This is a genomic window from Lutispora sp. (genome assembly GCF_041687175.1).
GTDB lineage: Bacteria > Bacillota > Clostridia > Lutisporales > Lutisporaceae > Lutispora.
The window spans coordinates 1-24,899 of record NZ_JAWLCK010000035.1 but is presented as its reverse complement, the minus strand read 5'-3'; the positions used below and the strand labels follow the sequence as shown (position 1 = coordinate 24,899).

Below are 24,899 nucleotides of genomic sequence, written 5' to 3'. Positions count from 1 at the left end.
GGCAGGCAGCACTCTAAGCATGAATAGTGCTGTGAGAAATATCGTATCCTATATTGGTATAACCATACCCCAGGCAATAATGATGGCAACAGCTAATCCAGCTAGACTTTTGGAGCTTAAAGACCGAGGAAAGATTGAAAAAGGATACCTTGCTGATATTATTATGTTTGATGAGGATATATATATTAGAAAGGTGATAAAATCAGGCTCACAGAGATTATAATAGTAAAATTCTATTTACGGGAGATGTTATAATGAAATTACATATAGTAAAGAACTATGATGAATTAAGCCATGCAGCTGCAGAAAAAGTAGCCCATATAGTAAAGTCAAATCCAAAGGTAGTTTTAGGTCTTCCTACAGGCAGCACTCCTTTAGGAATGTATAAAGAACTGATAGATATGAACAAGAGGAAGGAGATTTCTTTTAAGGAAGTTATTACATTTAATCTAGATGAATATCAAGGTCTTCCCAGAGAAGATGTTAACAGCTACTATAGGTTTATGTGGGATAACTTCTTTAGCCATATCGATATAGTAAAAGAAAATACTAACATACCAAATGGCATGGCCGATGATGTGGAGAAGGAATGTACAGCTTATGAAAGCAGGATTGAAAAAGCCGGAGGTATTGACTTGATGATTTTAGGCATCGGCAACAATGGTCATATAGGTTTTAATGAGCCGGCTCAGTTCTTCGGAGGTATAACTCATAGAGTAAAATTAACTGAAAATACCATAGAAGCTAATTCCAGATTTTTTGGTGCTATTGATAGAGTACCAAGGTATGCAATAACTATGGGCATAAAGAGTATAATGCATTGCAGAAGCATAATGCTCTTAGCCAATGGAAAAGCCAAAGCAGAGGCAATAAAAAAAGCCCTTGAAGGGCCTATTACTCCAGAACTCCCAGCTTCTGTACTCCAGTTACACAGAGATTTAACTGTTATCGTGGATAAAGAAGCCGGATCCTTACTGAGCTGCCGTTAAATGATATTTATGCAGTGCTAAAGCATAATTATTTCATAGTTATTATTTAATAGATCTATATACAGCATTTTATTTCTTAGAAGCTCTCCTCTGCCTATGAGGAGCTTCAAAACTTCAGAAACCTCAATGGAAGCCGCCAAAGCAGGTGTGAAGGATGGATTTCCAAGGGGGTTTTTTAATTCTGAATCATCAATATCAGAGTATATTTTATCAAGACTCCTGTCTCCGGGAAGTATGGTGGTTATTTGGGCATACCAGCCGGAGATGGCTCCATGAACCAACGGGATGTTCAGTTCTTCGCAAGCCTTCTGCAAGACTCTTCTTCCGCCTACATTATCTAAAGCATCTACCACCACCTGGGCTTTTTGTAATATGGTCTTAGCATTATTTCCATCAATTCGGTTATATACAGGCAATAACTCTACATCTGGGTTAACAAGGCTCATTCGTTTCCAAGCTTCCAGTGACTTTGGTTTTCCCAGATTTTCTGTATGAGAAAGTATTTGTCTATTGAGATTTGTTTCTTCAAATACATCTCCATCAATGGCTATTATTTTACCAACTCCTAGTCTTCCCAGCATTTCTATTATATATCCACCTAAGCCACCGCAGCCTACAACGGCAACAATTTTATGCCCAAGTGAGTTATTTTCTTCTTCTGACAGACATAACATATTTCTGTCATATCTACCCATGTCCATACCTCCTGTTATATTCTTTATGAATAATATTATAACATAAAGAAAAAATAACCCAGCATCTTTTTTGATGCTGGGTTACCCACTAAATGCATTTCTTACAATTTTTTTATGGTCACATTGAATATTTTGTCTTTCTCCTGAACGATATAGCTGTTTTCAACTCTATATTTTATATCTTTTAGGACCTCTTCATAATTAGCGAGTAATTCCTGACTTTCCTCTATGCTTACTTTTTCAAACCTTACGGTATCTCCAGGTCCCATTTGTGCTATTATTGGCAAATCAGCCCATATTACAGTAGCTATTTTTGTATAGCCTCCTGTTGTCTGCCTATCTGCCATCATAACTATCGGCGAACCATGTCCCGGAACCTGGACAGAGCCAAATACTATTCCATCGGATATTATATCCGGACCTTTCACATGAGTGAGTTTTGGTCCATCAAGTCTATATCCCATTCTATCTGCTTCAGAAGTGATCTTATATTCTGAGTTCAGGAAAGTATCAATTGCCTCAGGTGAAAAATGGTCGTCCTGTGGGCCTAATACCACTCTTACAACATTATCTTTGCTGTATCTAGGTATATATGCAGGTGAAATATACCTACCCGGCTTAGCCGCTGATTTGGAAGAATCCACAGGTATCTCGTCACCTTCCATCAGTTTCCTTCCTTTGAATCCTCCCAGGGAGCCCCTTACATAGGTAGATCTGCTCTTCATTATCTCTGGAACTCCTAAGCCTCCGCCAAAGGCTATATAGGATCTTAAGCCCTCTGAAGAACCAGAGAAGGTCAGCTGGTCTCCTGTGTGAACTTCTATGCTTCGCCACATATGGACACTTTTTTCATTTAACTTTGGAGACATGTTGGCTCCTGTTATGGCGATAAATCCATCAAAGCCTATTTCTATGCTGGGACCCATGAAAGTAGCTTCAAGGACAGCTGCATTTTCATTATTTCCAACAAGAATATTGGCAACTCGGAAGGCAAAGTCATCCATTGCTCCAGCTACAGGTATACCATATCTTTGAAATCCCATTCTCCCACTATCTTGAACAGTTGTAAAAAGTCCCGGTTTTATAATTTTTATACTACCCATAACATTACTCCTCACTATCAAGCAAAGCAATATTTACTTTGTATTTATTCTCTTCAACTTGATTTAATATGGATTTGTACTCTTTTTCATCTATAGGTACAAATCGCACATAATCTCCCGCGTTCAGTAAGACAGGAGGTTCAGCGAAGGGATCGTAAAGCTTAACGGGAGTTCTGCCTATAAGCTGCCATCCGCCAGGACTGTCAATGGGATATATACCTGTTTGTTTACCTGCTATGCCTACAGAGCCTCCAGGAATTTTAGTTCTAGGAGTTTTAAGTCTTGGAGTTTCTATTTTCTCCGACATACCTCCAAGGTAAGGGAAGCCCGGTGTGAATCCAAGCATATAGATCAAGTAATTTCTTGAACTATGAATCTCTATAACTTCATCAACAGATAGATTGTTATGCTGAGCTACAAATTCCAAATCAGGACCGTATTCTCCACCGTAGATTGTTGGTATTTCAACTACCTTTGCAGGTTCTGAACCGCTGTCACCAAGGTTTTCCTCATATTCTCTGAGTTTACTGCAAAGGTCTTTGTATTTTATTTTTAGAGGATTGTAAGAAACTAAAAGAGATCTATAGGTTGGAACCATTTCTATAATTCCATCCAATCCAGATTTTTCCATAGCTATATACATATTTCTTATTTTTTTGTTTATTTCTGGACTTATACTATCGCCAAATTCTATGATGAGTGATTTATCTCCAGCTGGTAAAAATTTGGCTTTTTCGTACATAATATCACCGCTTTCAGTCTATTTAAATAATCCTGCGATACCTTTTAGTGAGTTGATTCCGAGGTACGCTGTGATTAATACCACTAGTACTCCCAGTATAAGCAGCCATTTTGGATGTTTATAATCTCCAACAACATTCTTGTTTACGGAAGCTACAAGTATAGTTCCTAGGGTAACTGGTAGTATCAGACCGTTGAGAGAACCTGCTATTACCAGTAATGTAACTGGTTGGCCTATTGTAATAAAGATTAATGTGGATACAGCTATAAAGCCTATTATCCATTTACTCTTGTTATTTTCAATAACTTTTGCAAAAGATGTTAAGAATGAAACAGATGTGTATGCAGCACCTACTACAGAAGTCAATGCAGCAGCCCAAATAACGAGACCGAAAAGTTTATAGCCTATAATCCCTGCACCAAGCTTGAAAGCAGATGCCGGTGGGCTTGCTGGATCCAAAGCTAAGCCTTTTGATACTACACCAAGTACAGCTAAGAATAACAAAATTCTCATTATTGTTGCTATACCCATTCCTGTTAAGGAAGATCTGGTAATATCATCAAGGTTTTCTTTACCGTGTATGCCAGCATCTAATAGTCTGTGGCCACCAGAAAATGTTATGTAACCGCCTACTGTTCCGCCCACCAGGGTTATGATAGCCAGCATTGGCATTTCTGTAGGAACAAAGGTTCTTGCTATTGCTTCCCCTACTGGAGGTTGGGTTGATATGGCAACATAAGCAACCAAAACAATCATCATTGCACCTAGAATTTGTGTAACTTTGTCCATTACTTTTCCTGCTTCTTTAAACATGAATATGCAGATTGCTATGATGGCAGAAATGGCTGCTCCAATTTTCAGATCCAGACCGATAAGTACCTGTAAGCCCATGGCAGCGCCGCCTACATTACCGATGTTGAATGCAAGACCGCCTAAAGCTACCAAAAAAGCTACGAAGTAACCTAAACCAGGGAGTACCTTATTTGCGATTTCCTGGCCTCTCAAACCAGATACGCCTATTACTCTCCATACATTTAGCTGAGCGATTAGGGATAATATTACAGATGCAAGGATAACAAAACCGAAATTAGCTTTCAATTGTTCTGTAAAAACTGCTGTCTGAGTTAGAAAACCAGGACCTATAGCTGATGTAGCCATTAAGAATGCAGCACCGAATAATACTGATAAGTTTTTATTTTTCATTATTCCGACTCCTCTCCATTTTCATTATTAATACCCTAATATGGTATAATTGCTATTTTATGAACTCACTAAATGGTTTTAGTACGACTCCTTCTTCCTGAAGGCTGTTTCTTATTGTGTTTACAAAATTTACAGCCTCAGGGTTATCGCCGTGTACGCATATGGAGTCTGCAGCTATTGAAATTTCTGTCCCATCGATAGCAGTAACCTTACCTGTCAAAACCATCTTTTTAACTCTTTCTATTGCTTCGTTTTTATCATGAATTACCGAACCAGGAAGTTTACGAGATACCAATGTACCGTCTGGATTATAGGCTCTATCTGCGAATACTTCTTGAGCTACCTTTAGGCCTTTTTCCATAGCTCTTTTTGCAATATAGCTTCCTGATAATGCCAGCAATATCAAATTCTTATCAAATTCCAGTATTCCGTTTATTATTTCTTCTGCAAGATCTGGTTTTACAGATGTTGTGTTATAGAAGGCACCGTGGAGTTTAACATGCTGAAGCCTTGTTCCTGTTGCTTGGACAAAAGCGTATAAAGCTCCCAACTGGTAGAGCATATAGGCCTTTGCTTCCTTGGGAGTAATGTCCATATTTCTTCTCCCAAATCCCATTAGATCAGGATAGCCTGGGTGAGCGCCTATTCCTAGCCCATTAGCAGCAGCCATAGTTACGGTTTTCTCCATGATCATGGGGTCTCCTGCGTGCCAACCACAGGCAATGTTTACGGAGGTGACATGCTTCAGCACTTCTTCATCAAGACCAAGTTTATAGCTGCCGAAGCTTTCTCCAACATCACTATTTAGATCAACAAACTTAGGCATAATACTCTCCTTTCTTATTGGTTCATTACGTGAACCAAAGTTTTATTTTTACACTTACTATTTCTATAAATAGTCTGAAAAATCCTTCAATGTTAAAATGTTCACAATATTCAAAATTAACATTTTGCTATATTATATACAAAAAATATGAATTATATTAAAAAAAAGACATGCAATGCTGCATGTGTAATAAACTTATATTTTATAGCCTAATGCCTGGGATATGCCTTGGGTTGCTTCTAATACCACTGAAATATAAAGGTCTATGGTATTATCATTTAGACGACTATCAGGGCCTACTATGCTCAATGATCCCACCACATTTCCTTTATGATCTCTTATAGGAGCGCCTATGGCAAAGGTCTCATCCGCCAATTCGCTGTAGCTTATTGTATAACCTAATTTTCTTGCTTCTCTTATTAATTTCCATATTTCATCTATGTCCGTAACTGTGTTTCTGGTGTATTTTACTAGTTCCACACTATTTAGAATTTTATTTATTTCTTCGTCGGGCAGAAAAGATAAAATAGCTCTTGGGCAGGCTCCTGCATAGAGGGGCGCTCTCCTCCCCACTCTTGTATAGGCTTTTACTGGCCTGTTGCATTCCAGCTTATCTATATATATGGCTTCATTACCGCTTCTTACTATGATTTGTGAGCTTTCATTTATAGATTCTTTGATTTTCTCCATATAAGGTTTTGCGATAGTTTTAAGTTCAATATTGTTGCTTACTATATTTCCAAGTTCTAAAAATTTGAACCCCAATTTGTACTGGCTTTCTTTACCCATCACATCAACTTTTTGGAGAAATCCTCTGTCAACCATGGTAGATAATATTCTATATACAGTAGCTTTTGGTATGCCAGATAGCCTAGATAACTCACTTAAGCCCAGTGTATCTTTTTGGTCGCAATAAAAGTTAAGAATATACAGGGCTTTGTCTAAACTGCAATTTTTTGGTTGTTTTTTATTTTCTTTATACATGTGTTTCCTCTCCAATAGAATTAAGTATGCATATAACCACTACTATTCTAATCTAAAATTCAAAAAAAGAAAAGGCCATAGATAATGGCTAAGTTACCCATGGCCTTATATAAACCTTATAATTGGTTTTTTATATTAGTAAATTTATTTTTAGCGTTATTTACATCTTGAGTTTGGGCGTCCTTTGTCTGATACCAACCGTTTCTTTTCATCGTATCAAATATGGTATACTGCAGCTGCTGGGTATCCAGCAGGTTATCTGTAAGAGTTTTTCTTAGGTTTTGGCAGGAAGCTTCAGTTATTCCCGTGTTGTAGGCAGAAGTTATTTGTTTTTCCATAGTAAGAAGATCATTCATAATATCTTGATCAGTGAGTTGTACATTATTGTTCATAAACCTCTCCTCCTATTTGTGAGAATTTAAATAGTTCAACAACTGGTCAAAATGGGCTTTGTGTTTTGCAGCAGCATCGTTGCATATGGTTGTAAGCTCTTGATTAGTACATTGCTGTGCTGCTTGACGATATTTTTTTACAGCCAAAGCTTCGTAATTAAGCTGGTCTTCAAGTATTGTAAGATTTTTGGCTTCTATTTGCGGATTGTTATTCATAAGAATACCTCCATTCTTTTTGTTTGAACATAACTAATAGTTATTTTGTATTCATCTACATAAAATATGAGAGGTAATAATATCAAAGGCAATTAAAAGCGTGTTCAATGAAGCTTGAACATGCACATAGGCCTTTCTCCGACATATACTGATATAAGTAAAATGTGGGAGGTGCGATTGTGAATAAAATGTTTATGTGCCCATTGATGAATAATATGAATATGGGCTTAGGTCATGGCATGTATCCTCAAATGTATAGCGATATCTATATGGATGGATGTATGCCAGAAGATGTAGAAAGTATTTTTGCTGAAGATGACAGAGATGATGAGTACTTTGATGGTATGCATCCTGACAGCTGCAAAAAGATTATGCCCTATATCGACAGAGAGTTGGATAGGATGGAAACGGAGGAGAGTCCGCTGTATGATGATTATCCTGAAAGAGAGATGATGGATCGTCTGGGAGACAAAATATATGATAAAGTAGTAGCTGATATGCCAGATATGGAAGAACAATGGGAAGGAAGACAATTCGGCCGCAGAAGATTCCTGAGAGACCTGATTGGAGTATTGCTCCTTTCAAATCTGGCAAGAAGAAGGAGAAGAAGAAGGAGAAGACGTTTCGATAATTTTAATAATTATTGGTATAATTATTAATCGAAATTTTGCTTGGTGTTAAATAGGACGGCCAGTATCAAGGTCAACCTTCACCATATCATCCTTTAAGTGCTCAATAAGCACATTTCCGTTAGTCCAGTTGTTTATATCATCTATTAGAGTATCCTTGGATTCAGGAGGTATGAGGAAGGTTATTTGTACCGTATCTGTATAACTGGTATCTAAGATAATATATTCTTTTTTCATAGCCTCATGTTGAATTTTACCTAGATAACTATAATCAATTTTTATCACAAAGAATGAGAATGCTTTGACTTCAATTGCTCCTGCTGCAGAAACAGCAAGCTTCGCCCCTTCAGCATAAGCTCTTATAAGGCCTCCCGCACCCAGAAGTATACCGCCGAAATAACGGGTTACTACAACTATAGTATTGGTGAGGCCTTCCTTTCGCAGAATTTCCAAAATTGGTACTCCTGCTGTTCCAGAAGGTTCTCCATCATCGCTGGACCTTTGTATTTCAGCATTTTCACCTAAAATGTATGCATAGCAGTTATGGGTGGCATCATAATGCTTCTTTCTAATAGTATTTAGGAATTCAATTGCTTCTTCTTCTGTAGTTACAGGCATAGCATAAGAAATGAAGCGAGATTTGCGCTCCACAAAAGAGGCTTCACCATATTGTTTTAACATTTTATATGACATATCCATAATGCACCTTCAACAAATGTTTTTAAGAGTATTATACATTAAAGCAGCTAATTTCACCAGCTTCAAAATATTACATAACATTTTACAGTTTATAACCTTTCGTAATGAAAATAATAATTTTATAATACCTTTAATGGAGGACAACATGAATACTAGAATTTGGTGTGAGTTTGCAAAGCCTTTAGAGGTTTGCAACACTAATGTATTAGAAGTTTTTAAAGAGCATAATATATCTTTGAATTATAGATTGGGCTATGGTGAGGATAGTTCGGATTTCTATAAGATGCTGGAAACCTATAATAGAAATGGGATTCCTGTGTCCATTTGGGCTACTCTATCAGATGATATGGGATATTGGATAAATGAGCGAAATGCCATGAACTTTTTTGACTATATTAAGAGGCTTCTAAGTGAGATTGAGAAAAGGGGTTTGAGTATCAAAGGTTTTTGCATAGATATGGAGTCACCTCTTGAGGATATAAGGCGCATTGCTTCACCACGGCACAAGCTGGAGCCTATCATTGCCTATGCTAAAATGCTGACTTCAAATCTCAATAAAAGCAGATTCAGAAATTCGTTGAATGTACTGAAGGAGGCTGCTTCATATATAAAGGAGAAGGGTTTGGAAGGATATGCTACATGTATCCATCATAGTTACTATGATCTCAGATTTGGCAGTGAGATTATGCAAAATGCATTGGAGATACCTGTATTTCAAGTGCCTTGGGATAAGTACAATTTAATGTATTATGCCACTATGATAAGGGCTGAATTGGGGAAATATAAGAAAGTCGATGTGGATTATCTCATATATCATCAGGTTTCCTATCTTAAAGAGGTATTAAAGGATAAACTGGCTGTATCTGTAGGTCTTACCAATATTGGAAAGCTAGGAAATGAGCCTTATTATGAGTCTATGGATGAGTTTGAAAAGGATATAGGTATTTTAAAGGAATGTGGTGTGGATGATTTTTCACTTTTTAGTCTGGATGGCATAATGAATGACAGGGTCAGATTGGAGGATTTCCTTATAAGAATGAAAAGGGCAAAGCCCCATAAGCCGGAGCCCTGTCGTCGAGTTCACCGCAACGAAGCTCTGCTAGGCTATATGATGAATCTGGGTAAGATTTACTATCAGCTCCGAAGATGAGGAACACGGATCTACACGGCACTAACTACGGATTAACACTGTGGGTTATTTTTTGAAACCACTAAAAACACGAAAGGGCACTAAAAGACACTAAAGAGAACTACTTAGTTGCTATAGCGAAATAGAATAAGCATATGTGCAGCATATAGTGTGGATATTAGATATGTGCTTTAGATATAAGAGTTCGCTTTGATATTTCTATAGCTTGATCTCACAAAAAGCCTAACGGCACCCAAAGGACCTCCATGTCCTGGATGCCTAGGCTGGCCTCCGTGCCATCCTTACGGCTTTTTTAGTTCGATCTTCGCTAAGAACTATAACAAAGCTCACAAAATATCCTCAGCACATATCTGATATCCACATACAGTAGCGTTCTTCTATACTATAGACCTCACTGTATCTAAGAAAGCTACAGTGCCTAAAGAATAAGCATATGTGCAAGTGAACATATTTATTGATTTTGCCAGTAACTCTTAGCGAAGTATCCTTAGAAAAATCGTATGGGCAGCACGAATGGTGCCCAAGCCTTCCAGGGCAGGAGGCCCTTTGGGAGGCGTTAGATTGTGAACTGCACATATGCTTATTCTAGTTCGTCATACTATCGAAGCAGTAATATTAAATACCCCTTAGATTGACTTATGCCGTTATAATAACTGTATGTTAATGCTTTAGTGTATTTTAGTGGAATTTTAGTGTCTTTTCGTGTTCTCAAAAAAAGTATCCCTCCGTGTTAATCCGTGGATTTTGCCGTGTAAATCCGTGTTCTACTACTTTCGCTTCTTACCTGTGGTGAAGAAAGATATCAGAGTCCATAGGAAGGATATAATAACCACAATGACCCATTCAATCCATCCCAGTGCTACAGTGCTAAAGATAGGCTGGAAGAATGGCACATATATAACCATCAACAAAAGCCCTAAAGAACACAAAACTGCGAGAATCAGCCATATATTTGTGAGAGGATTGATTCTCAAAATGGATCTATGTTCCGAGCGGCATTCAAATACGAAAAATAGCTGAGACAATACCAAGGATGCAAAGGCACAGGTCCTGGCTCTTTTTATATCATTATATGTGAGATAAAGCATGAGGGCAAAGACGGATAATGTGCCCAATCCAATGGCTATTCCCCTCATCAATATCTTAAAGCCTAAGCCTTGAGAAAAAATGCTTTCTTTTTTTCCTCTTGGCTTTCTGAGCATTATATCCTTGTCAGGAGGATCTATGCCCAGAGCCATAGCAGGAAGCCCATCAGTCACCAGATTTACCCACAATATCTGTATGGGAATAAGGGGTGTGGGTAAATAAAAAAGTGAAGCCAGAAACATGGTGAGCACCTCTCCAATATTGCAGGAGAGAAGGTATCGAATAAATTTTCTAATATTATCATAGATGATTCTTCCTTCCTCTACTGCTGCCACAATGGTGGAAAAATTATCATCCATCAATACCATGGATGAAGCTTCCTTTGTTACATCCGTGCCTGTAATACCCATGGCTATGCCTATATCCGCATCCTTAATAGCCGGGGCATCATTTACTCCATCTCCTGTCATGGCTACAGTATGACCTAAGGACTTTAGTGCCTTGACTATTCTCAGCTTATGCTTGGGAGATACTCTAGCATATACGGTGGTGATGGCTGAAGCCTTTTCCAGCTGCCTATCGCTAAGCTTATCCAATTCACTGCCTGTGAGTATCTGATTCTCTGAAGTGAGTATTCCCAATTCCTTACCTATAGCCGCTGCAGTCAATCTGTGATCTCCTGTTATCATCACAGGTCTTATACCGGACATTATGCAGGTTTCCACAGCTTTGGCTACCTCCGTCCTAGGTGGGTCAATCATTCCTACCATGCCGATAAATGTAAGGTTCTTCTCAATAGAACTATTATCAAGAATACCATCATATTTTTTATAAGCTGTTCCCAGGACTCTAAGAGCTGATGAAGCCATCTTTTCGTTTGCCGCCAGAATGGCTCTCCTATCCATTGAGGTCATATTTCTTTCTCCTCTGGGACTATAGTATTTTGTACATAAATCCAAAATAACATCTACAGCCCCCTTGACAAATACAAAAGACTCGCCGTTTTTTTTCCTTGCTATTACCGTCATTCTCTTCCTGTTAGAGTCAAAGGGAATTTCATGAATCCTTTTATACTCCCTATTGAGATTGGATTTTTTGATTCCGGCAGTCCATGCAGCCTTCAGTATAGCAAGCTCTGTAGGGTCTCCGCTGACTTCCGGTTCAGACATCATCTTCTCTTCATAATAGGCATCGCTGCATACTGATGAAGCAGTGAATAGAAGTTTCAAAGCCTCTGTGGAAGAAAACTTATACTTTTGAGGTTCTATGAATTTGTCATCTACATAAACCTTCTTTACAGTCATTTTATTTTGAGTCAAGGTTCCCGTTTTGTCGGAGCATATTACAGTGGTGCTGCCAAGGGTTTCTACTGCTGGCAGCTTTCTCACCAAAGCATTTCTTTTATACATTCTCTGAACCCCAATGGCTAAAGCTACAGTTACAATTGCAGGCAGTCCTTCAGGTATGGCTGCCACAGCAAGGCTTATACCTGTCAGAAGCATGTTATAAGGATCCTCTCCTCTTAGTATTCCTGTTATCGTAACCACTGCGCAGATGATGAGGCATATGGCAACTATATATCTGCCTAGCTGGGCTAATCGTTTTTGAAGGGGTGTGAATTCATCAGGGATTTCCTGAAGCATGCTGGCTATTTTACCCATTTCACTATTCATGCCTGTAGAATATGTAATTATCTTGGCTTTCCCTGAGGTAGCCATTGTTCCCATATAGACCCAATCGGAGTTTTTGGGAGATTTTTCAACGGGTACTGATTCCCCTGTGAGAAGGGATTCATCCACCATGAGACCTATGCTTTCAAGTACTATTCCATCGGAAGGAATTCTATCGCCGGCTTCAATTATTACTAAATCCCCAGGTACCACATATTTGGCATTTATGTGAGACACTTTTCCGTCTCTGACAACTTTGGCTCCCGGAGCAGAAAGCTCCATTAAAGCTTCGATAGATCTTTCAGCTTTATATTCTTGTATAAAGCCAAGTATTGAATTTAGAACTATTATTGCCAGTATGGTTATGGAATCAGCTTTTTCACCAAAAAACCAGGATATTAGACAAGCTCCTATAAGCACCAGAGTCATAAGGTTTTTAAATTGTTCAATAAAAATTGCTGCAGGACTTTTTTTATTTTTCTTTGTAAGTTCATTGAATCCGTATTTTTTAAGCTTTTCCAAGGCTTCTTTTTCTGTAAGTCCTCTGGTCAAAATGCCTCTTCCTGTGTTTATATTTATGTTTTGCATATTAGTCCCCTCTTTTCCCTGTGCTTTTCCTTTTAATATTATTCTTTAGATAAGGCTAATATGTTAGGATTTTGAAACAGTTAATATATGGTTATATTTGGTAATTAAAAAATATAAGAGAATTGGGCATAATACTCTCAAAAGCTATGGGGGTGATATGATGAAATTAAAGAAAAGAAAATTCATAATGCCCATTGTACTATTGGTGATAATATGTTTGGCTTTTTTCGGCACATCTTTCGCACTTGGTAAAGATCATCTGGGACAATTATTCACAATTATTAAAAAGTCGCCAATATATAATAGAAATATGAATAATAAGGATATGGGGAAAAAGCCGGATGATGGGAAGATGGCGGAAAAGTCAGCGGATGAACCAATTAAGGAAACCATAGAAAACATATCAAAGAAATTTATTACCAACTGCTTTGCTAGAAATGAGAGCAATGTGAATTCTTTGCTTTCAAAGGATACAGACTATATTAAATCCCCTGACGGTTCATCCTTCATAAGATATACAGGTGATGGCCTTTTGGTAGAAGGGTATATGGATACGGATAAAAACCTGGCGGATTACAGGCAGAGATGGTGCTATATAGAAGGAGATAAGGCTCTGGCAGGAGTTGAAATAACCCTTAAAGGTCATGAAGTACCTGTAATATGGTATTTGTATTATAAAAAAGAAAATGGCCAATGGAAGATTTATATGCTGGAAAATGATTATAATCCTGCAAAACCTGCACTATAAAGAGGCTAATATATATTCAACTCAGCAGAATGGATGTTATAAAATGCAATTGCTATGACAATTGCATTTTTGTTTTTACACATTTAAAAGTAATCTTATAAAAAGCAGTGCTCTTCAGTGTTTTTGTGGTTCCTATATTTTATTGTCCAAAAATGTTATACAATAGTATTAATATCGGATATGTAACTTTTTAATTGATGTTTCGTCTAAATTAGAGATTCAAGGGACTTAATATTTGGGGGTATGATAATGAAGAAGTGGATTGCTGTGATGCTTACAAGCCTATTGCTTATATGCAGCATGCTGCCCGTTTTTGGAGATGGGGCAGATATAAAGATAAGCACCGAGATAGGTTTTGATAAGGTCTACAGATCAGATTTTGTAACACCTGTCACCATTACTGTAGAAAATAACATGAAAGATATAAATGGAGAAATACAAATAGAGATTCCAAGCAGCATGGGTCCTATGGGTGTTGATATGGTGGATGTTTATGCAATATCCATAAACCATCCGAAAAATACCACAAAAAAATATGCAATGAATATTCCAATACCTTCCTCTTTATTAAATACTAAAATCAGGATTATAGAAGGCAAGAATACTGTTACAGAACAATACATGAGGATTGATAGAGGTATTGCAGAAAATGTGATGCTAGCAGGGATTATGAGCGATAACACCTCCAATCTGAATTATCTCAATGGATTTACATTCAAAAACCTTCAGGGAAGTGTTGGCATGAAGATTGCCAACCTCAATGAAGAAAACTTTTCTACAGATTTGGATGTTATGAGCAGCTTTAATATTATATTTATGAATGATTATGATTCCACCAAGATCAGTGATGAACAATATAAAACACTAAAAAGATGGGTTGAACAGGGTGGCTTTCTCATAATAGGTACCGGACCTAATGGTTCAAAGACCCTTTCTGCTTTTAAGGATGATTTCATAACCGGTGAAAGAGGGGATTTGATTAATATATCCGGAAAGACAATGGGGGAAATGGCAGGAGGGAATTTTGAGAAGACTTTAGATGTAATGGATATCAAACTGGCACAAGGTGAGACAGTCCTTGCACAAGATGGAGTAGGTTTAGCCCAATATGTAAATAAGGGTAAGGGAAGGGTGCTGCTACTGTCTTTTGATATGGGTTTGGAGCCTTTAACATCCTGGAGCTTGAACCGAAACTTTATGGAAGCATTGGTTCAGAGGGCTGCTCCTGCTGTATATGCAGGACAATATTTTGAAAAATATATGGCCGTAGCCAGAAATAATTATTACTTAATGGATAGGGCATTAATGACCATACCTGAGTTGTCATTACCCAGCTATAAGATGATTATAATAATATTTGCCATATATATTTTGCTTGCTGCCCCTGTAACCTATATCATATTGAAAAAAAGAGACAGAAGAGAGCTTATGTGGGCTGTGGTGCCCCTATTATCCATGGTTTTTATGGCTGTCATATATTTTATGGGTTTTGGAACCAGACTTACAGGACCCATATTAAACAAAGTATCCATCATTTATGGCGATGAAACCGGAAGTCTCGTATCTAAATCCTTTGGGGGAGTATTTACCCCAAACAAGACAGACCTGATAGTGGAAGGGGTGGAAGGGACAAAGGTAAAGCCCCTCATATATAGAAACTACCATTATGGTTCTTCTCCAACCTGGAATGAGGGGAGAAAGATAGAAACCAAGATAATGGTTTCGCCAAAATCTGTCATAGAGTTCAATGATGTAGGAGTATGGACAATGAAAACCCTTTCTCTGGATAATAATGAGGAGATAAAAGGTGCCATAATTAGTGAAATAAACTATGTGGATTCTGATTTCAGAGGCTTTATTGAAAACTCTACAGATTTTGATTTGGAGGATTGCTATATAATAACCTCCAATGAATACATGTCTATAGGTGATATAAAAAGTGGTGAGAGAAAAGAGATTGCAGGAGAAACAAAAAAATACTATGGAAATAGATATGATTTATTGAATAATCTCTATGATATAGACCGGTTAAGAAATGAAGGGTTGGAACTGTCAGAGGAAGAAAGTGTCGAACTAAGAAAGCAATATCAAAAAAGATATATTTTAGAATATTTCTTGGATTATAATACTTCATCACAAATAGAAGGAGTCAAGCTCATAGGGTGGAGTCCAAACTCCGTAGGAGGAAATGTAAAAGTAAACGGTAAAGCTGTGGATAGTTATGAAAAATCCTTATTGATAGCGGATTTGAAGCTCATTATCCAATCAGGAGAAGAAGTAGAACTGCCTTGGGGATATATAAAACCGATCATAAAGCAAAATTTAACAAGAGGTAGTTATGAACCTTATGATAATATGATTTATGGTGCAGGCACTATAGAAGTTGCTTATAGCATAAGGGAAAACATTATTCCCTCCAGGATTGGTCTCAGTCATGACAGAATAGAGCCCAATGTAAAACAGTATATTTGGAATGTGGAGAAGAATCAGTGGGAGAGTGGTGACTTTACCAGCCACGTTATACAAGGCGATGATATAGCAGAATACTTGGACAAAAATAATACTTTGCTTTTGAAATATGAATTGAATGATAACAGCTTTAGACTTCCCCAGATAACAGTGAAAGGTAGGGTGAAGTAATGCTAAAGATAAAAGGACTTGTTAAAAAGTATGGTAGATTTACAGCTGTAAACGATTTAAACTTAAATGTTCCCAAGGGAGAGATATATGGTTTTGTAGGCCCTAACGGGGCTGGCAAGACAACCACTATGAAGATTATCTGCGGTCTTATGGCAGCAGATAGGGGAGAAATATATGTAAACGATATAGATGTTATTAAAAACGTGAGAAAAGCTAAAGAAGTAATTGGATATATGCCAGACTTTTTCGGCGTATATGATAATTTAAAGGTAACAGAGTATCTGGATTTTTATGCTTCTATATATAAAATAAATGCCAAGGATAGAAAAAAGATATGCGATGATCTTCTTGAATTGGTTGATCTCCAGGATAAGAGAGATGCCTATGTAGATAGCTTATCCAGAGGCATGAAGCAAAGACTATGCCTGGCAAGAAGTCTGGTCCATAACCCGGAACTTCTGGTACTGGATGAGCCGGCATCAGGTATGGATCCAAGGGCAAGAGTTGAGATGAAGGAAATACTCAGGACCCTAAAGGACCTGGGGAAAACTATAATAATAAGCTCCCACATATTGCCTGAACTGTCTGAGCTTTGTACCTCCATAGGAATAATAGACAGAGGCAAAATTGTCATAAGCGGTACAGTTGATGAGATAATGCAGCAGGTATACAGCAAGAGGTTTATTAAGATAAAGCTTAGAGGAAAGATTGCAGAAGGGATTAAAGTATTGCAGGAAAAACCTTTTGCCACAAGCATCAGAGAAGGAGAGGACTTCATAGAGGCAGGTTTTGAGGGAAACGAGGAAGAAATGGCTATGCTTCTCAAGGAATTGGTCATGAGAGATATTCCTGTAATAAGCTTTGGGCAGATGGATGGAAATCTTGAGGATGTGTTCATGAAGGTAACGAAGGGAGATGAGGCGTAATGAGGATAAACCCTGTATTGCAAAAGGAACTGAAGATACGAATGAGAGGCTGGAGGGCCGCAGGAATGATAGGAGTTTATCTCATTTTCATGGCTCTCACTGCTTCCTTTGCCATGATAATGTCTATGGAGGGATATTACAGATCTACTATAGATCCGGAACTTGCCATAGGAAGCTATACAGGATTGGCTGTTATGCAGTTCGTATTGATTTCCTTTATATCGCCAGCCCTCACCACAGGAGCCATATCCGGGGAAAGGGAGAAGCAAACCCTGGATTTGCTGCTATGCACCCGGATGACACCTTTGTCTATAGTAATAGGTAAACTATTTGCCTCCATCAGCCAGATAGTATTGCTGATAATAGCCTCCCTTCCGATATTTTCTATTGTGTTTATGTTTGGAGGCATATCCGTAATAGAACTTTTGGAGCTGTTCGGCTTCTTCATAATAATAGCAATAACCTTTGGAAGCATAGGGATATTCTATTCTTCTTACTTCAAAAGGACTACGGCTGCCAATGTACTGGCCTATGGAACCATAGCCTTTCTATGCTTTGGAACCATATTCCTTACGGTATTGTATCTTGGTATAACCCATGATTATGATTTTAAAGGGGTATTTCCCCTTTTATACGCCAATCCCATTGTAGGGTTTGCCTCTATACTATGGGAACAGTTTAGAGGAGGGAATATGAACTTCTTTCCTGGTTTAATAATTGGAAACACAACTGCAGCAGGCTATATAAGCCCCTGGATTATCAATTTGCTTTTTAATATAGCTTTATCCATAGTTTTGATGATACTATCGGCTAATAAAATCAATCCCCTCAAAAAGGGACACCGGGGACGGTTCTTTTTGTCCCGTAGAGGAAAAAAATAAATTAGGATGTGCACTCTATGAAAGAGACTAATAGAGATATATTGAGATATGTGAGAAAGGCCAGAGATAGGATCCATATTGCTTTAATGTTGGAGTATACTGCAAAAGCATCTATTGGAGCCATGGGTCTATATCTGGCATTGGTCCTTTTGGCCCGCTTTGTGCCTATATACGATGCCTATGGCAAAGGGGCTTTAATTGCATGTACAGTAATACTGTCAGGTTTTATCCTATCGCTATTCAAAACGCCTAAGGATGAAACTGCAGCGAAGATATTGGATTCAAAGGGACTGAAGGAGAGGACATTGACTGCTCTGGAGCTTTTGGAAGAGGACAATGCAATAGCTATTCTCCAAAGACAGGATGCATTGGAGCATCTTAAGTCGTTGAATATAAAAAAAGAAATCAAGATTAAATTTCCTGGTAGGTTTGTGATGATTACTGGACTCTTGGCCATATCTATAGTCATATCAGGCTTTATCCCCAATCCAATGGAAGATAAGGCAATTGAAATTTTCAATGTAAAAAAGGAAATATCAAGGCAGCAGAAGGAAGTAGAAGAGATTATAAAAAGAGTTGAGAGCAATAATAAGCTGACCCGTGAACAAAAGGAAGAAGCGAAGGCTGCGCTGGAGGAATTGAAGAAGGAGCTTAGCAAAGCCCAAGATGTGAAGGAAGGGTCAAAAGCTCTTGAGAGAACAGAAAACAAGATAGAAATGCTTAAACAGAAGTATATAGACAAGGAACTGGACAAAATCATTCAGGAATTTTCCAAGAATGAAGTCACCAAGGATCTGGCAGAGACCTTGAAAAGGGGAGATACCAATAGGCTGAAGTACGATTTCCAGAGAACTGCTGATGAGTTGAAAAATATCAGTCAGGAAGAGTTAAAGGAACTGTCTCAGAATCTATCTCAACTTGCCAAAACCTTGGAGCAGAATCCAGAACTGGCAGGAGCCTTTTATGAATTGGCTAAAAAGATGGCATCAGGAGAGCTGGGAGATTTGCAAAATGAGATAAGCTCATTGAATGAGGAAATAAACAAATTGATGGAGAACCAGGATTTCAGCAGAGCTATGGAAGAAGTGATGGAATCTCTAAGGAATGCAGCAGTACAATCTCAGAGCCAACAAGGTCAGAATCAACAAGGCCAAGGTCAGGGACAAAATCAAGGTCAGGGCAGCGGACAAGGCCAAAGCCAAGGACAAGGTAGTGGTCAGCCTGGCGGAGGTGCAGGAGAGGGTACTGGTCAGGACAGCAAAACCCAAAACCCTCAGGGGACAGGTTCTGGTCTAGGCAATAAAAAACCTTCTGAGAAGGATGTAAGAGAATATGAGAAGATATTCACACCCAGCTTGCCGGGAGGAGAGGGAGAGAAATCTCAGCTCCAAGGCCACAAGAACAATGAAGGTGAAACAAAGGAATATATAGTGGATAATGGAGTAGGAATAAAGGGCGAGATGAAACCCTATAATCAGGTAATAGGGGAATACAGGGAGAAGGCCTTTCAAAACATTGAGGGAAGGCAAATACCTCAGAGCCTGGAGGATATGGTGAAGGATTATTTCACCTCCTTAGAGTAAGAAGCATTGGGGACGGTTCTTTTTGCTTCTAGCAATAAGAACATTGTAGGGACAGGGCTTGCCCTTGTTCGAAAAACCTGGAATAAAAAGATATAGAGGAGAGTTCATATGAGTATTGAGGAAAAGGATATTAGAGAAGCCTGGGAAACGGTAAAGAGTATAGAAGAAGAGGTAGGAAAAGCTATAATAGGACAAAAAGATGTGGTAAGGCAGGTCATAATAGGGCTTTTATCGGGAGGTCATATTCTTTTAGAAGGGGCTCCTGGTCTTGGGAAGACCCAATTGGTAAAAACCCTATCAAGGGTACTTGATTTGAGCTTTTCCAGGATACAGTTCACCCCGGATCTTATGCCTGCTGATGTAATAGGTACCAATATCATGGTGAAGGATGAAGAAGGTCGCAATAAGTTTGAGTTTCACAAGGGACCTGTTTTTGCTCATCTGGTGCTGGCAGATGAAATCAACAGGGCAACCCCAAAGACACAGTCAGCCCTTTTGGAGGCTATGCAGGAGGCTACGGTGACAGCCTTCAAGACCAGCTACCAGCTTCCCAGACCATTTATGGTAATGGCTACCCAAAACCCTATAGAGATGGAGGGCACATACCCTTTGCCTGAAGCCCAGTTGGACAGGTTTTTGTTCAAGATAGATGTAAAGTTTCCAAATCTGTCAGAGCTTAAGGATATTGTGGCTCTCACCACATCCAGCGTGGAAGCTGATGTGCAAAAAGTTGCTGATGGAGAGAAAATACTGGCCATAAGGGAAATAGCAAAAGATATTCCTATAGCCCAGCCTGTGCTATCCTACGCTTTAAAAGCAGTAATGCATACCCATCCAGAAAATACTGACTCTCCTGATATTGCAAAGAAATATATAAGATTTGGTGCAAGCCCCAGAGCTGCCCAGTCCATTGTAAATTCCGCAAGGGTGAGGGCTTTGCTGGAAGGAAGATATAATGTGTCCTTCGATGATATAAAGTATGTGGCCTATCCCTCACTGAGGCACAGGATATTTATGAATTATGAAGGCATAGCTGAGGGTATGGATGTAGATGATTTGATAAGGGAAATTCTTAATATATCAGAGGAGCAAGTTTAGTTATGGGAAATAGCATATTTGAGCCGGAATTTCTAAAAAGACTGGAAAGACTGGCCCTTAACATGGAAAAGCTAACAGCTGCCGGAAGCGGTGGATTGCGAAAATCCAGAGCCAAAGGAAACTCTGTAGAGTTTTCTGACTTCAGGGAGTATGCCTATGGTGATGATTTAAGGCGAGTAGACTGGAATGCCTATGGCAGATTTGAAAAGCTGTATGTTAAGCTTTTTATGGAAGAAAGGGAGGCCATGGTGAATATTTTTCTGGATTGCAGCAAATCCATTGATTTTGGTACTCCCAAAAAGTCGGTGTTAGGTATCCAATTGGCAGCAGCTATAGGATTTCTGGCATTAAACAATATGGACAGGCTATGCATAAATTTGCTTAAAAAGGATACTATGGTCAGTTCCAATGTGTTGGGAGGAAGAGGCCAGTTTGACATATGTGCAGCTTTTTTGGATAATATCCAGTTTGAAGGAACAACAAATATGGATAAAGCAATAAAGCTGAAAAAATTCGGAGGAAGAGGCTTATCCTTAGTCATTTCTGATTTTTTCACCCAGGGACCTTTAGAAGATTTCATGAAATATCTGCTATATTACAGGCAGGATATTGTACTTTTGCATGTTTTATCTCCCGATGAGCTGAATCCTCAGCTCCAAGGTCAGTTAAGGCTTAAAGACAGCGAGACGGGAGAAATGGTGGATGTGGATTTGACTCCTTCCATTTATGATAAATACCAGCAAACATTGAACAATTTCAAATCCAGCCTTAAGGAAATGGCGAAAAAATATGGAGGGGCTTATGTGACCATAAGTTCCAATGACAGCTTGGAGAAGATATTGTTTGAAGACATGATTACAACTCAAATTATAAAATAGGAGTGTTTCCTATGGGATTTAACAACCTTTACGCTTTGGGATTACTGCCTCTTCTGGGCCTTATAATTCTCATGTATATGCTTAAACAACAGCATGAGGAGATGGAAATATCCAGCCTTTATCTTTGGAAAAAGGTGTTAGCCCAATCAGAGGTGAAAAAACCATGGCAAAAGCTAAAAAACAATATATTAATGCTTATGCAGCTTATGGCTGCCTTTCTCATAATAATGGCTTTGTCAAATCCTTTTCTTACGAGAGGCAAGGCTTTAGGCGGCAATATAGTAATTGTGATTGACAGAAGCGGCAGCATGAATGCTTACCATGAAGGAAGTACAAGGCTGGACATAGCTAAGTCTATGGCCAAAAAGGCTATAGGTGAATCGGATAATACATCAGTTTTTACTCTGATTTCTATAGATAAAACTGCCAATGTGGAATTCAGCGGTGTAACAGACAAATATCAAGCTATAAGAGCTGTAGAAGGTCTAGAAAAGACCAATATGTCCGGGAGCGTAAAAGAGCATCTCTCTCTGATTAAAGCTGTATATAGGCAATTTGAATCAGCCAATGTGCTTATATACACAGATGAGGAAGTGGCGTTGGAGGACATGAGTGGAGAAGTCATAGCCCTTGGAGGTTATGGTTCCAATGTGGGAATAGGTCATATATCTTATAGCCAGGACAGTGAAGGATACACTGCCTTGGTTAGAGTAGAAAACACCAGCCAGGAGCCTGAGAAGAGGGAATTAGCCCTCTATGGAGAGGATAAGCTTTTGGAGCTCATGGATGTGGAATTGGCTCCAGGTGAATCTTCAAGCATTTTATTTGAAAACATAGATAGAGGATATAAATATCTCTGGGCGGAGCTTACAGAAGAGGATGCTTTGCAGGAGGACAACAGAGCCTTTTTAGTGCCGGAGAGCACAGAGCCTAAATCGGTGCTGCTTTTTTCAGAGAAGAATATTTTTCTTGAGAAGGCATTGAGTTCTATCGAAGGTCTGGAAGTATACAAGACTGATGATGTAGATATCACAGCTGAGGGTTATGACCTTTATATATTTGATGGGATTACACCGACTAAGCTGCCGGATGATGGTTCTTTGTTTTTCATAAATCCAGATGAAGACAATCCTTATTTTAAACCAGGAGAAACCATAGAAGGCGGCAGGGCTGATGTGATAAGCCATGATTTAAGCAAAAATATAGATGGTTTTAGCTTTTATATAGGCAAAATGAGGACATTGGAAAAGCCTTATTGGGCTGATGCCCTGATACAGGTAGGGAAAAACACAGTTGCAGGGGCAGGGATTTATGGAGGAAAGAAAATAGCCTATACGGCTTTTGATATACATGACAGTGATTTTCCATTGGATGCTTCTTTTCCCATATTCATGTATAATATGGCCGCATATCTCACTGATATGGAGGAACAGGGAAAGAGCTATTATTTCAGTGGAGAGACAATTCCTTTGAATTTTGTAAGCCATATTCAAGAAGCAGTGATGGAGAATCCTGATGGTAATGAAACAAGTATAAGTGAAGAACTTCTTGACTATGGGTATGATAATACCAATTCAATAGGGATTTACAAGCTATCATATAAGAAGGATGAAAATGCAGGAGAAAGAGTGTTTGCAGTGAACTTCCCGCGGGAAGAAGGAATCAATGCATTTCAAGGCCAGTGGGAAGGTGAAAGGGAAGCAGGGGATGGCAGAGGGTATTCAATTATGGGGACGAACCTTCAAGTTCCCATAATAATATTTGTGGTCCTTTTGCTTGCCGCAGAATGGATGGTGTATATTCGTGGGAATTGATATTGGAAAACCTTTATATTTACTTCTCCTATTGGCTGTGGTTGCCATGCTGTTTCTCACTTCAAAGAAGTTGGGAAGCAGAGCTAGAGGCAAGAAGGCAGTTATTCTGGCTGCCAGATTTTTCACTTGTCTCTTTCTCATACTTGCACTATCAAGCCTGGGAATAGTCTGGACTGTAGAAGATACATCCACCATATTTTTGTTGGATGCTTCCGACAGTATGGCAGAATATAAAAATGATATAGAAAGCTTCGTGAAGGAAGCTTTAGAATCAATGAAGGATAAAGATGAGGCAGCAATAATTTCCTTCGGAGAAGAGCCTGTGATGGAAAACTTCCTTTCACAACAGCCTGCATTTGAGAACATAAGCCAGATACAAGGAAGTAAATATACAAACATCGAAAAGGCCTTAAATGCTGCAGTATCAGTGCTCCCCGAAGGCAGCCGAAAAAGGATAGTCCTTGTAACCGACGGGGAGGAAAATGAAGGCAACAGCAGCAATATAGCAGGAGTTCTCAAAGATAAATCAGTAGATTTCAAGGTTTTGAAGATTCAAAGAGAAAAAGGTAATGAGGTGGCTGCAGTAAAACTCACGGCACCTCAAACCTTAAATATGGGAGAGGAATTTAATATAGGAGTTAACATAAAGAGCAATGTCAATACCTCAGCCAAACTTACTCTGTTTGATGGCAGTCAGAAGGCGGCGGAGGAAAATATAGATCTGACTAAAGGAGAGAATAGGTTTCTTTTTAAAGACATTGCCGACACAAGAGGCTTTAAGACCTACAGAGCAGTGGTGGAGGCTAATTTGGACACAGAGATGAGAAATAATGAGGCTTCATCTTTTGTAAATGTGCTGGATAAGCCTATGATACTGGTCATTGAGGATAAAGCGGGAGAGGCTGACGAGATAGCTAAAATTCTGGAAGGAGCAAAGACTGACTATAAAAGACTTAGTGCCCATTCTGCTCCTGCAGATTTGCAGTCGCTGGCTCAATACAAGACAATTATATTGGCAAATGTATCTGCGGAGAATCTTAGCGATGGATTTCTCAAAGCTTTGGAGCCTTATGTAAGAGATTTGGGAGGAGGATTAATCGCAACGGGAGGCGATGATTCTTTCGCATTGGGAGGATATTTCAAAACTTCTTTGGAAAAGGTCTTGCCGGTAAACATGGAGCTTAAGGGCAGGAAGGCAATTCCGGATATGTCTATTTTCGTTGTAATAGATAAATCTGGCAGCATGGCAAGTGAAAGCGGAGGGATAACCAAGCTGGATCTGGCGAAGGAAGCTGCTGCGAGAGTTCTTGATTCCCTTAGAGATAATGATAATATAGGTGTTCTTGCCTTTGATAGTGC

General features: G+C 38.8%; 23 protein-coding genes. 13 read left to right on the top strand and 10 right to left on the bottom strand.

What is annotated here, in order from left to right:
- A partial coding sequence (locus tag ACESM9_RS07365; protein WP_372996819.1) for an amidohydrolase family protein occupies positions 1-223 on the top strand: 223 nt, incomplete at its 5' end.
- 31 nt (positions 224-254) lie between these two features.
- A complete protein-coding gene (nagB, locus tag ACESM9_RS07360; protein WP_372996817.1) occupies positions 255-989 on the top strand; it encodes a glucosamine-6-phosphate deaminase in 735 nt (244 codons plus the stop codon).
- 17 nt (positions 990-1,006) lie between these two features.
- Here nagB and ACESM9_RS07355 read toward each other — a convergent pair whose 3' ends face one another.
- From ACESM9_RS07355 to ACESM9_RS07320, 8 genes are all read right to left on the bottom strand, one after another.
- Complete coding sequence (locus ACESM9_RS07355) at positions 1,007-1,684, bottom strand: HesA/MoeB/ThiF family protein (protein WP_372996815.1); 678 nt, start codon at positions 1,682-1,684, stop codon at positions 1,007-1,009.
- A gap of 101 nt (positions 1,685-1,785) precedes the next feature.
- A complete protein-coding gene (locus ACESM9_RS07350; RefSeq protein WP_372996813.1) occupies positions 1,786-2,787 on the bottom strand; it encodes a biotin-dependent carboxyltransferase family protein in 1,002 nt (333 codons plus the stop codon).
- Positions 2,788-2,791: 4 nt separating this feature from the next.
- Positions 2,792-3,529 carry a 5-oxoprolinase subunit PxpB gene (gene pxpB, locus ACESM9_RS07345; RefSeq protein ID WP_372996811.1) on the bottom strand — a complete coding sequence of 246 codons (738 nt, stop codon included), beginning with the start codon at positions 3,527-3,529 and terminating at the stop codon, positions 2,792-2,794.
- Between the two features lie 18 nt (positions 3,530-3,547).
- A complete protein-coding gene (locus ACESM9_RS07340; RefSeq protein WP_372996809.1) occupies positions 3,548-4,732 on the bottom strand; it encodes an NRAMP family divalent metal transporter in 1,185 nt (394 codons plus the stop codon).
- 52 nt (positions 4,733-4,784) lie between these two features.
- Positions 4,785-5,558 carry a LamB/YcsF family protein gene (locus ACESM9_RS07335; protein WP_372996807.1) on the bottom strand — a complete coding sequence of 258 codons (774 nt, stop codon included), beginning with the start codon at positions 5,556-5,558 and terminating at the stop codon, positions 4,785-4,787.
- 195 nt (positions 5,559-5,753) lie between these two features.
- Positions 5,754-6,542: an IclR family transcriptional regulator gene (locus ACESM9_RS07330; RefSeq protein WP_372996805.1), complete on the bottom strand. Its 789-nt coding sequence runs from the start codon at positions 6,540-6,542 to the stop codon at positions 5,754-5,756.
- Between the two features lie 116 nt (positions 6,543-6,658).
- Positions 6,659-6,934 (bottom strand): spore coat protein, encoded by a 276-nt coding sequence (locus ACESM9_RS07325; RefSeq protein WP_372996803.1) that lies wholly within the window; start codon positions 6,932-6,934, stop codon positions 6,659-6,661.
- Between the two features lie 12 nt (positions 6,935-6,946).
- A complete protein-coding gene (locus ACESM9_RS07320; protein WP_372996801.1) occupies positions 6,947-7,150 on the bottom strand; it encodes a hypothetical protein in 204 nt (67 codons plus the stop codon).
- 179 nt (positions 7,151-7,329) lie between these two features.
- Here ACESM9_RS07320 and ACESM9_RS07315 point away from each other — a divergent pair, with 179 nt between their 5' ends.
- Positions 7,330-7,809: a hypothetical protein gene (locus ACESM9_RS07315; protein WP_372996799.1), complete on the top strand. Its 480-nt coding sequence runs from the start codon at positions 7,330-7,332 to the stop codon at positions 7,807-7,809.
- Between the two features lie 18 nt (positions 7,810-7,827).
- Here the strand turns inward: ACESM9_RS07315 and ACESM9_RS07310 are convergent, their stop codons facing one another.
- On the bottom strand, positions 7,828-8,460 hold the full coding sequence (locus tag ACESM9_RS07310) for a YigZ family protein (protein WP_372996797.1): 633 nt from the start codon (positions 8,458-8,460) through the stop codon (positions 7,828-7,830).
- A 163-nt stretch (positions 8,461-8,623) separates the two neighbouring features.
- Between ACESM9_RS07310 and ACESM9_RS07305 the strand changes: the two genes are divergently transcribed.
- On the top strand, positions 8,624-9,628 hold the full coding sequence (locus ACESM9_RS07305) for a hypothetical protein (RefSeq protein WP_372996795.1): 1,005 nt from the start codon (positions 8,624-8,626) through the stop codon (positions 9,626-9,628).
- A gap of 767 nt (positions 9,629-10,395) precedes the next feature.
- Here the strand turns inward: ACESM9_RS07305 and ACESM9_RS07300 are convergent.
- Positions 10,396-12,972, bottom strand: a complete 2,577-nt coding sequence (locus ACESM9_RS07300; protein ID WP_372996793.1) for a calcium-translocating P-type ATPase, PMCA-type — start codon at positions 12,970-12,972, stop codon at positions 10,396-10,398.
- Between the two features lie 160 nt (positions 12,973-13,132).
- On the opposite strand from ACESM9_RS07300, the gene ACESM9_RS07295 reads away from it, so the two are divergent.
- From ACESM9_RS07295 to ACESM9_RS07255, 9 genes are all read left to right on the top strand, one after another.
- Positions 13,133-13,720 (top strand): hypothetical protein, encoded by a 588-nt coding sequence (locus tag ACESM9_RS07295; RefSeq protein WP_372996791.1) that lies wholly within the window; start codon positions 13,133-13,135, stop codon positions 13,718-13,720.
- A 249-nt stretch (positions 13,721-13,969) separates the two neighbouring features.
- Entirely contained in the window at positions 13,970-16,360 is a 2,391-nt protein-coding gene (locus ACESM9_RS07290) for a hypothetical protein (protein WP_372996790.1), read from the top strand.
- Positions 16,360-17,286 (top strand): ATP-binding cassette domain-containing protein, encoded by a 927-nt coding sequence (locus tag ACESM9_RS07285; protein ID WP_372996788.1) that lies wholly within the window; start codon positions 16,360-16,362, stop codon positions 17,284-17,286. The genes ACESM9_RS07290 and ACESM9_RS07285 overlap by 1 nt, the downstream gene beginning before the upstream one ends.
- On the top strand, positions 17,286-18,167 hold the full coding sequence (locus ACESM9_RS07280; protein WP_372996786.1) for an ABC transporter permease: 882 nt from the start codon (positions 17,286-17,288) through the stop codon (positions 18,165-18,167). The genes ACESM9_RS07285 and ACESM9_RS07280 overlap by 1 nt, the downstream gene beginning before the upstream one ends.
- A 17-nt stretch (positions 18,168-18,184) precedes the next feature.
- Positions 18,185-19,750 carry a hypothetical protein gene (locus ACESM9_RS07275; protein ID WP_372996784.1) on the top strand — a complete coding sequence of 522 codons (1,566 nt, stop codon included), beginning with the start codon at positions 18,185-18,187 and terminating at the stop codon, positions 19,748-19,750.
- 108 nt (positions 19,751-19,858) lie between these two features.
- A complete protein-coding gene (locus ACESM9_RS07270) occupies positions 19,859-20,848 on the top strand; it encodes an AAA family ATPase (RefSeq protein WP_372996782.1) in 990 nt (329 codons plus the stop codon).
- Positions 20,849-20,850: 2 nt separating this feature from the next.
- Positions 20,851-21,726 (top strand): DUF58 domain-containing protein, encoded by an 876-nt coding sequence (locus tag ACESM9_RS07265; RefSeq protein ID WP_372996780.1) that lies wholly within the window; start codon positions 20,851-20,853, stop codon positions 21,724-21,726.
- Positions 21,727-21,737: 11 nt separating this feature from the next.
- A complete protein-coding gene (locus ACESM9_RS07260) occupies positions 21,738-23,540 on the top strand; it encodes a BatA domain-containing protein (protein ID WP_372996778.1) in 1,803 nt (600 codons plus the stop codon).
- On the top strand, positions 23,530-24,899 hold a 1,370-nt coding region (locus ACESM9_RS07255), incomplete at its 3' end, for a vWA domain-containing protein (protein WP_372996776.1). The genes ACESM9_RS07260 and ACESM9_RS07255, both read left to right, overlap by 11 nt.

What these genes read in the sequence shown, in the direction of transcription:
- nagB (WP_372996817.1), top strand. Translation starts at nt 255, where the DNA reads ATGAAATTACATATAGTAAAGAACTATGATGAATTAAGCCATGCAGCT.
- ACESM9_RS07355 (WP_372996815.1), bottom strand. Translation starts at nt 1,684, where the DNA reads ATGGGTAGATATGACAGAAATATGTTATGTCTGTCAGAAGAAGAAAAT.
- ACESM9_RS07350 (WP_372996813.1), bottom strand. Translation starts at nt 2,787, where the DNA reads ATGGGTAGTATAAAAATTATAAAACCGGGACTTTTTACAACTGTTCAA.
- pxpB (WP_372996811.1), bottom strand. Translation starts at nt 3,529, where the DNA reads ATGTACGAAAAAGCCAAATTTTTACCAGCTGGAGATAAATCACTCATC.
- ACESM9_RS07340 (WP_372996809.1), bottom strand. Translation starts at nt 4,732, where the DNA reads ATGAAAAATAAAAACTTATCAGTATTATTCGGTGCTGCATTCTTAATG.
- ACESM9_RS07335 (WP_372996807.1), bottom strand. Translation starts at nt 5,558, where the DNA reads ATGCCTAAGTTTGTTGATCTAAATAGTGATGTTGGAGAAAGCTTCGGC.
- ACESM9_RS07330 (WP_372996805.1), bottom strand. Translation starts at nt 6,542, where the DNA reads ATGTATAAAGAAAATAAAAAACAACCAAAAAATTGCAGTTTAGACAAA.
- ACESM9_RS07325 (WP_372996803.1), bottom strand. Translation starts at nt 6,934, where the DNA reads ATGAACAATAATGTACAACTCACTGATCAAGATATTATGAATGATCTT.
- ACESM9_RS07320 (WP_372996801.1), bottom strand. Translation starts at nt 7,150, where the DNA reads ATGAATAACAATCCGCAAATAGAAGCCAAAAATCTTACAATACTTGAA.
- ACESM9_RS07310 (WP_372996797.1), bottom strand. Translation starts at nt 8,460, where the DNA reads ATGTTAAAACAATATGGTGAAGCCTCTTTTGTGGAGCGCAAATCTCGC.
- ACESM9_RS07305 (WP_372996795.1), top strand. Translation starts at nt 8,624, where the DNA reads ATGAATACTAGAATTTGGTGTGAGTTTGCAAAGCCTTTAGAGGTTTGC.
- ACESM9_RS07300 (WP_372996793.1), bottom strand. Translation starts at nt 12,972, where the DNA reads ATGCAAAACATAAATATAAACACAGGAAGAGGCATTTTGACCAGAGGA.
- ACESM9_RS07295 (WP_372996791.1), top strand. Translation starts at nt 13,133, where the DNA reads ATGAAATTAAAGAAAAGAAAATTCATAATGCCCATTGTACTATTGGTG.
- ACESM9_RS07290 (WP_372996790.1), top strand. Translation starts at nt 13,970, where the DNA reads ATGAAGAAGTGGATTGCTGTGATGCTTACAAGCCTATTGCTTATATGC.
- ACESM9_RS07285 (WP_372996788.1), top strand. Translation starts at nt 16,360, where the DNA reads ATGCTAAAGATAAAAGGACTTGTTAAAAAGTATGGTAGATTTACAGCT.
- ACESM9_RS07280 (WP_372996786.1), top strand. Translation starts at nt 17,286, where the DNA reads ATGAGGATAAACCCTGTATTGCAAAAGGAACTGAAGATACGAATGAGA.
- ACESM9_RS07275 (WP_372996784.1), top strand. Translation starts at nt 18,185, where the DNA reads ATGAAAGAGACTAATAGAGATATATTGAGATATGTGAGAAAGGCCAGA.
- ACESM9_RS07270 (WP_372996782.1), top strand. Translation starts at nt 19,859, where the DNA reads ATGAGTATTGAGGAAAAGGATATTAGAGAAGCCTGGGAAACGGTAAAG.
- ACESM9_RS07265 (WP_372996780.1), top strand. Translation starts at nt 20,851, where the DNA reads ATGGGAAATAGCATATTTGAGCCGGAATTTCTAAAAAGACTGGAAAGA.
- ACESM9_RS07260 (WP_372996778.1), top strand. Translation starts at nt 21,738, where the DNA reads ATGGGATTTAACAACCTTTACGCTTTGGGATTACTGCCTCTTCTGGGC.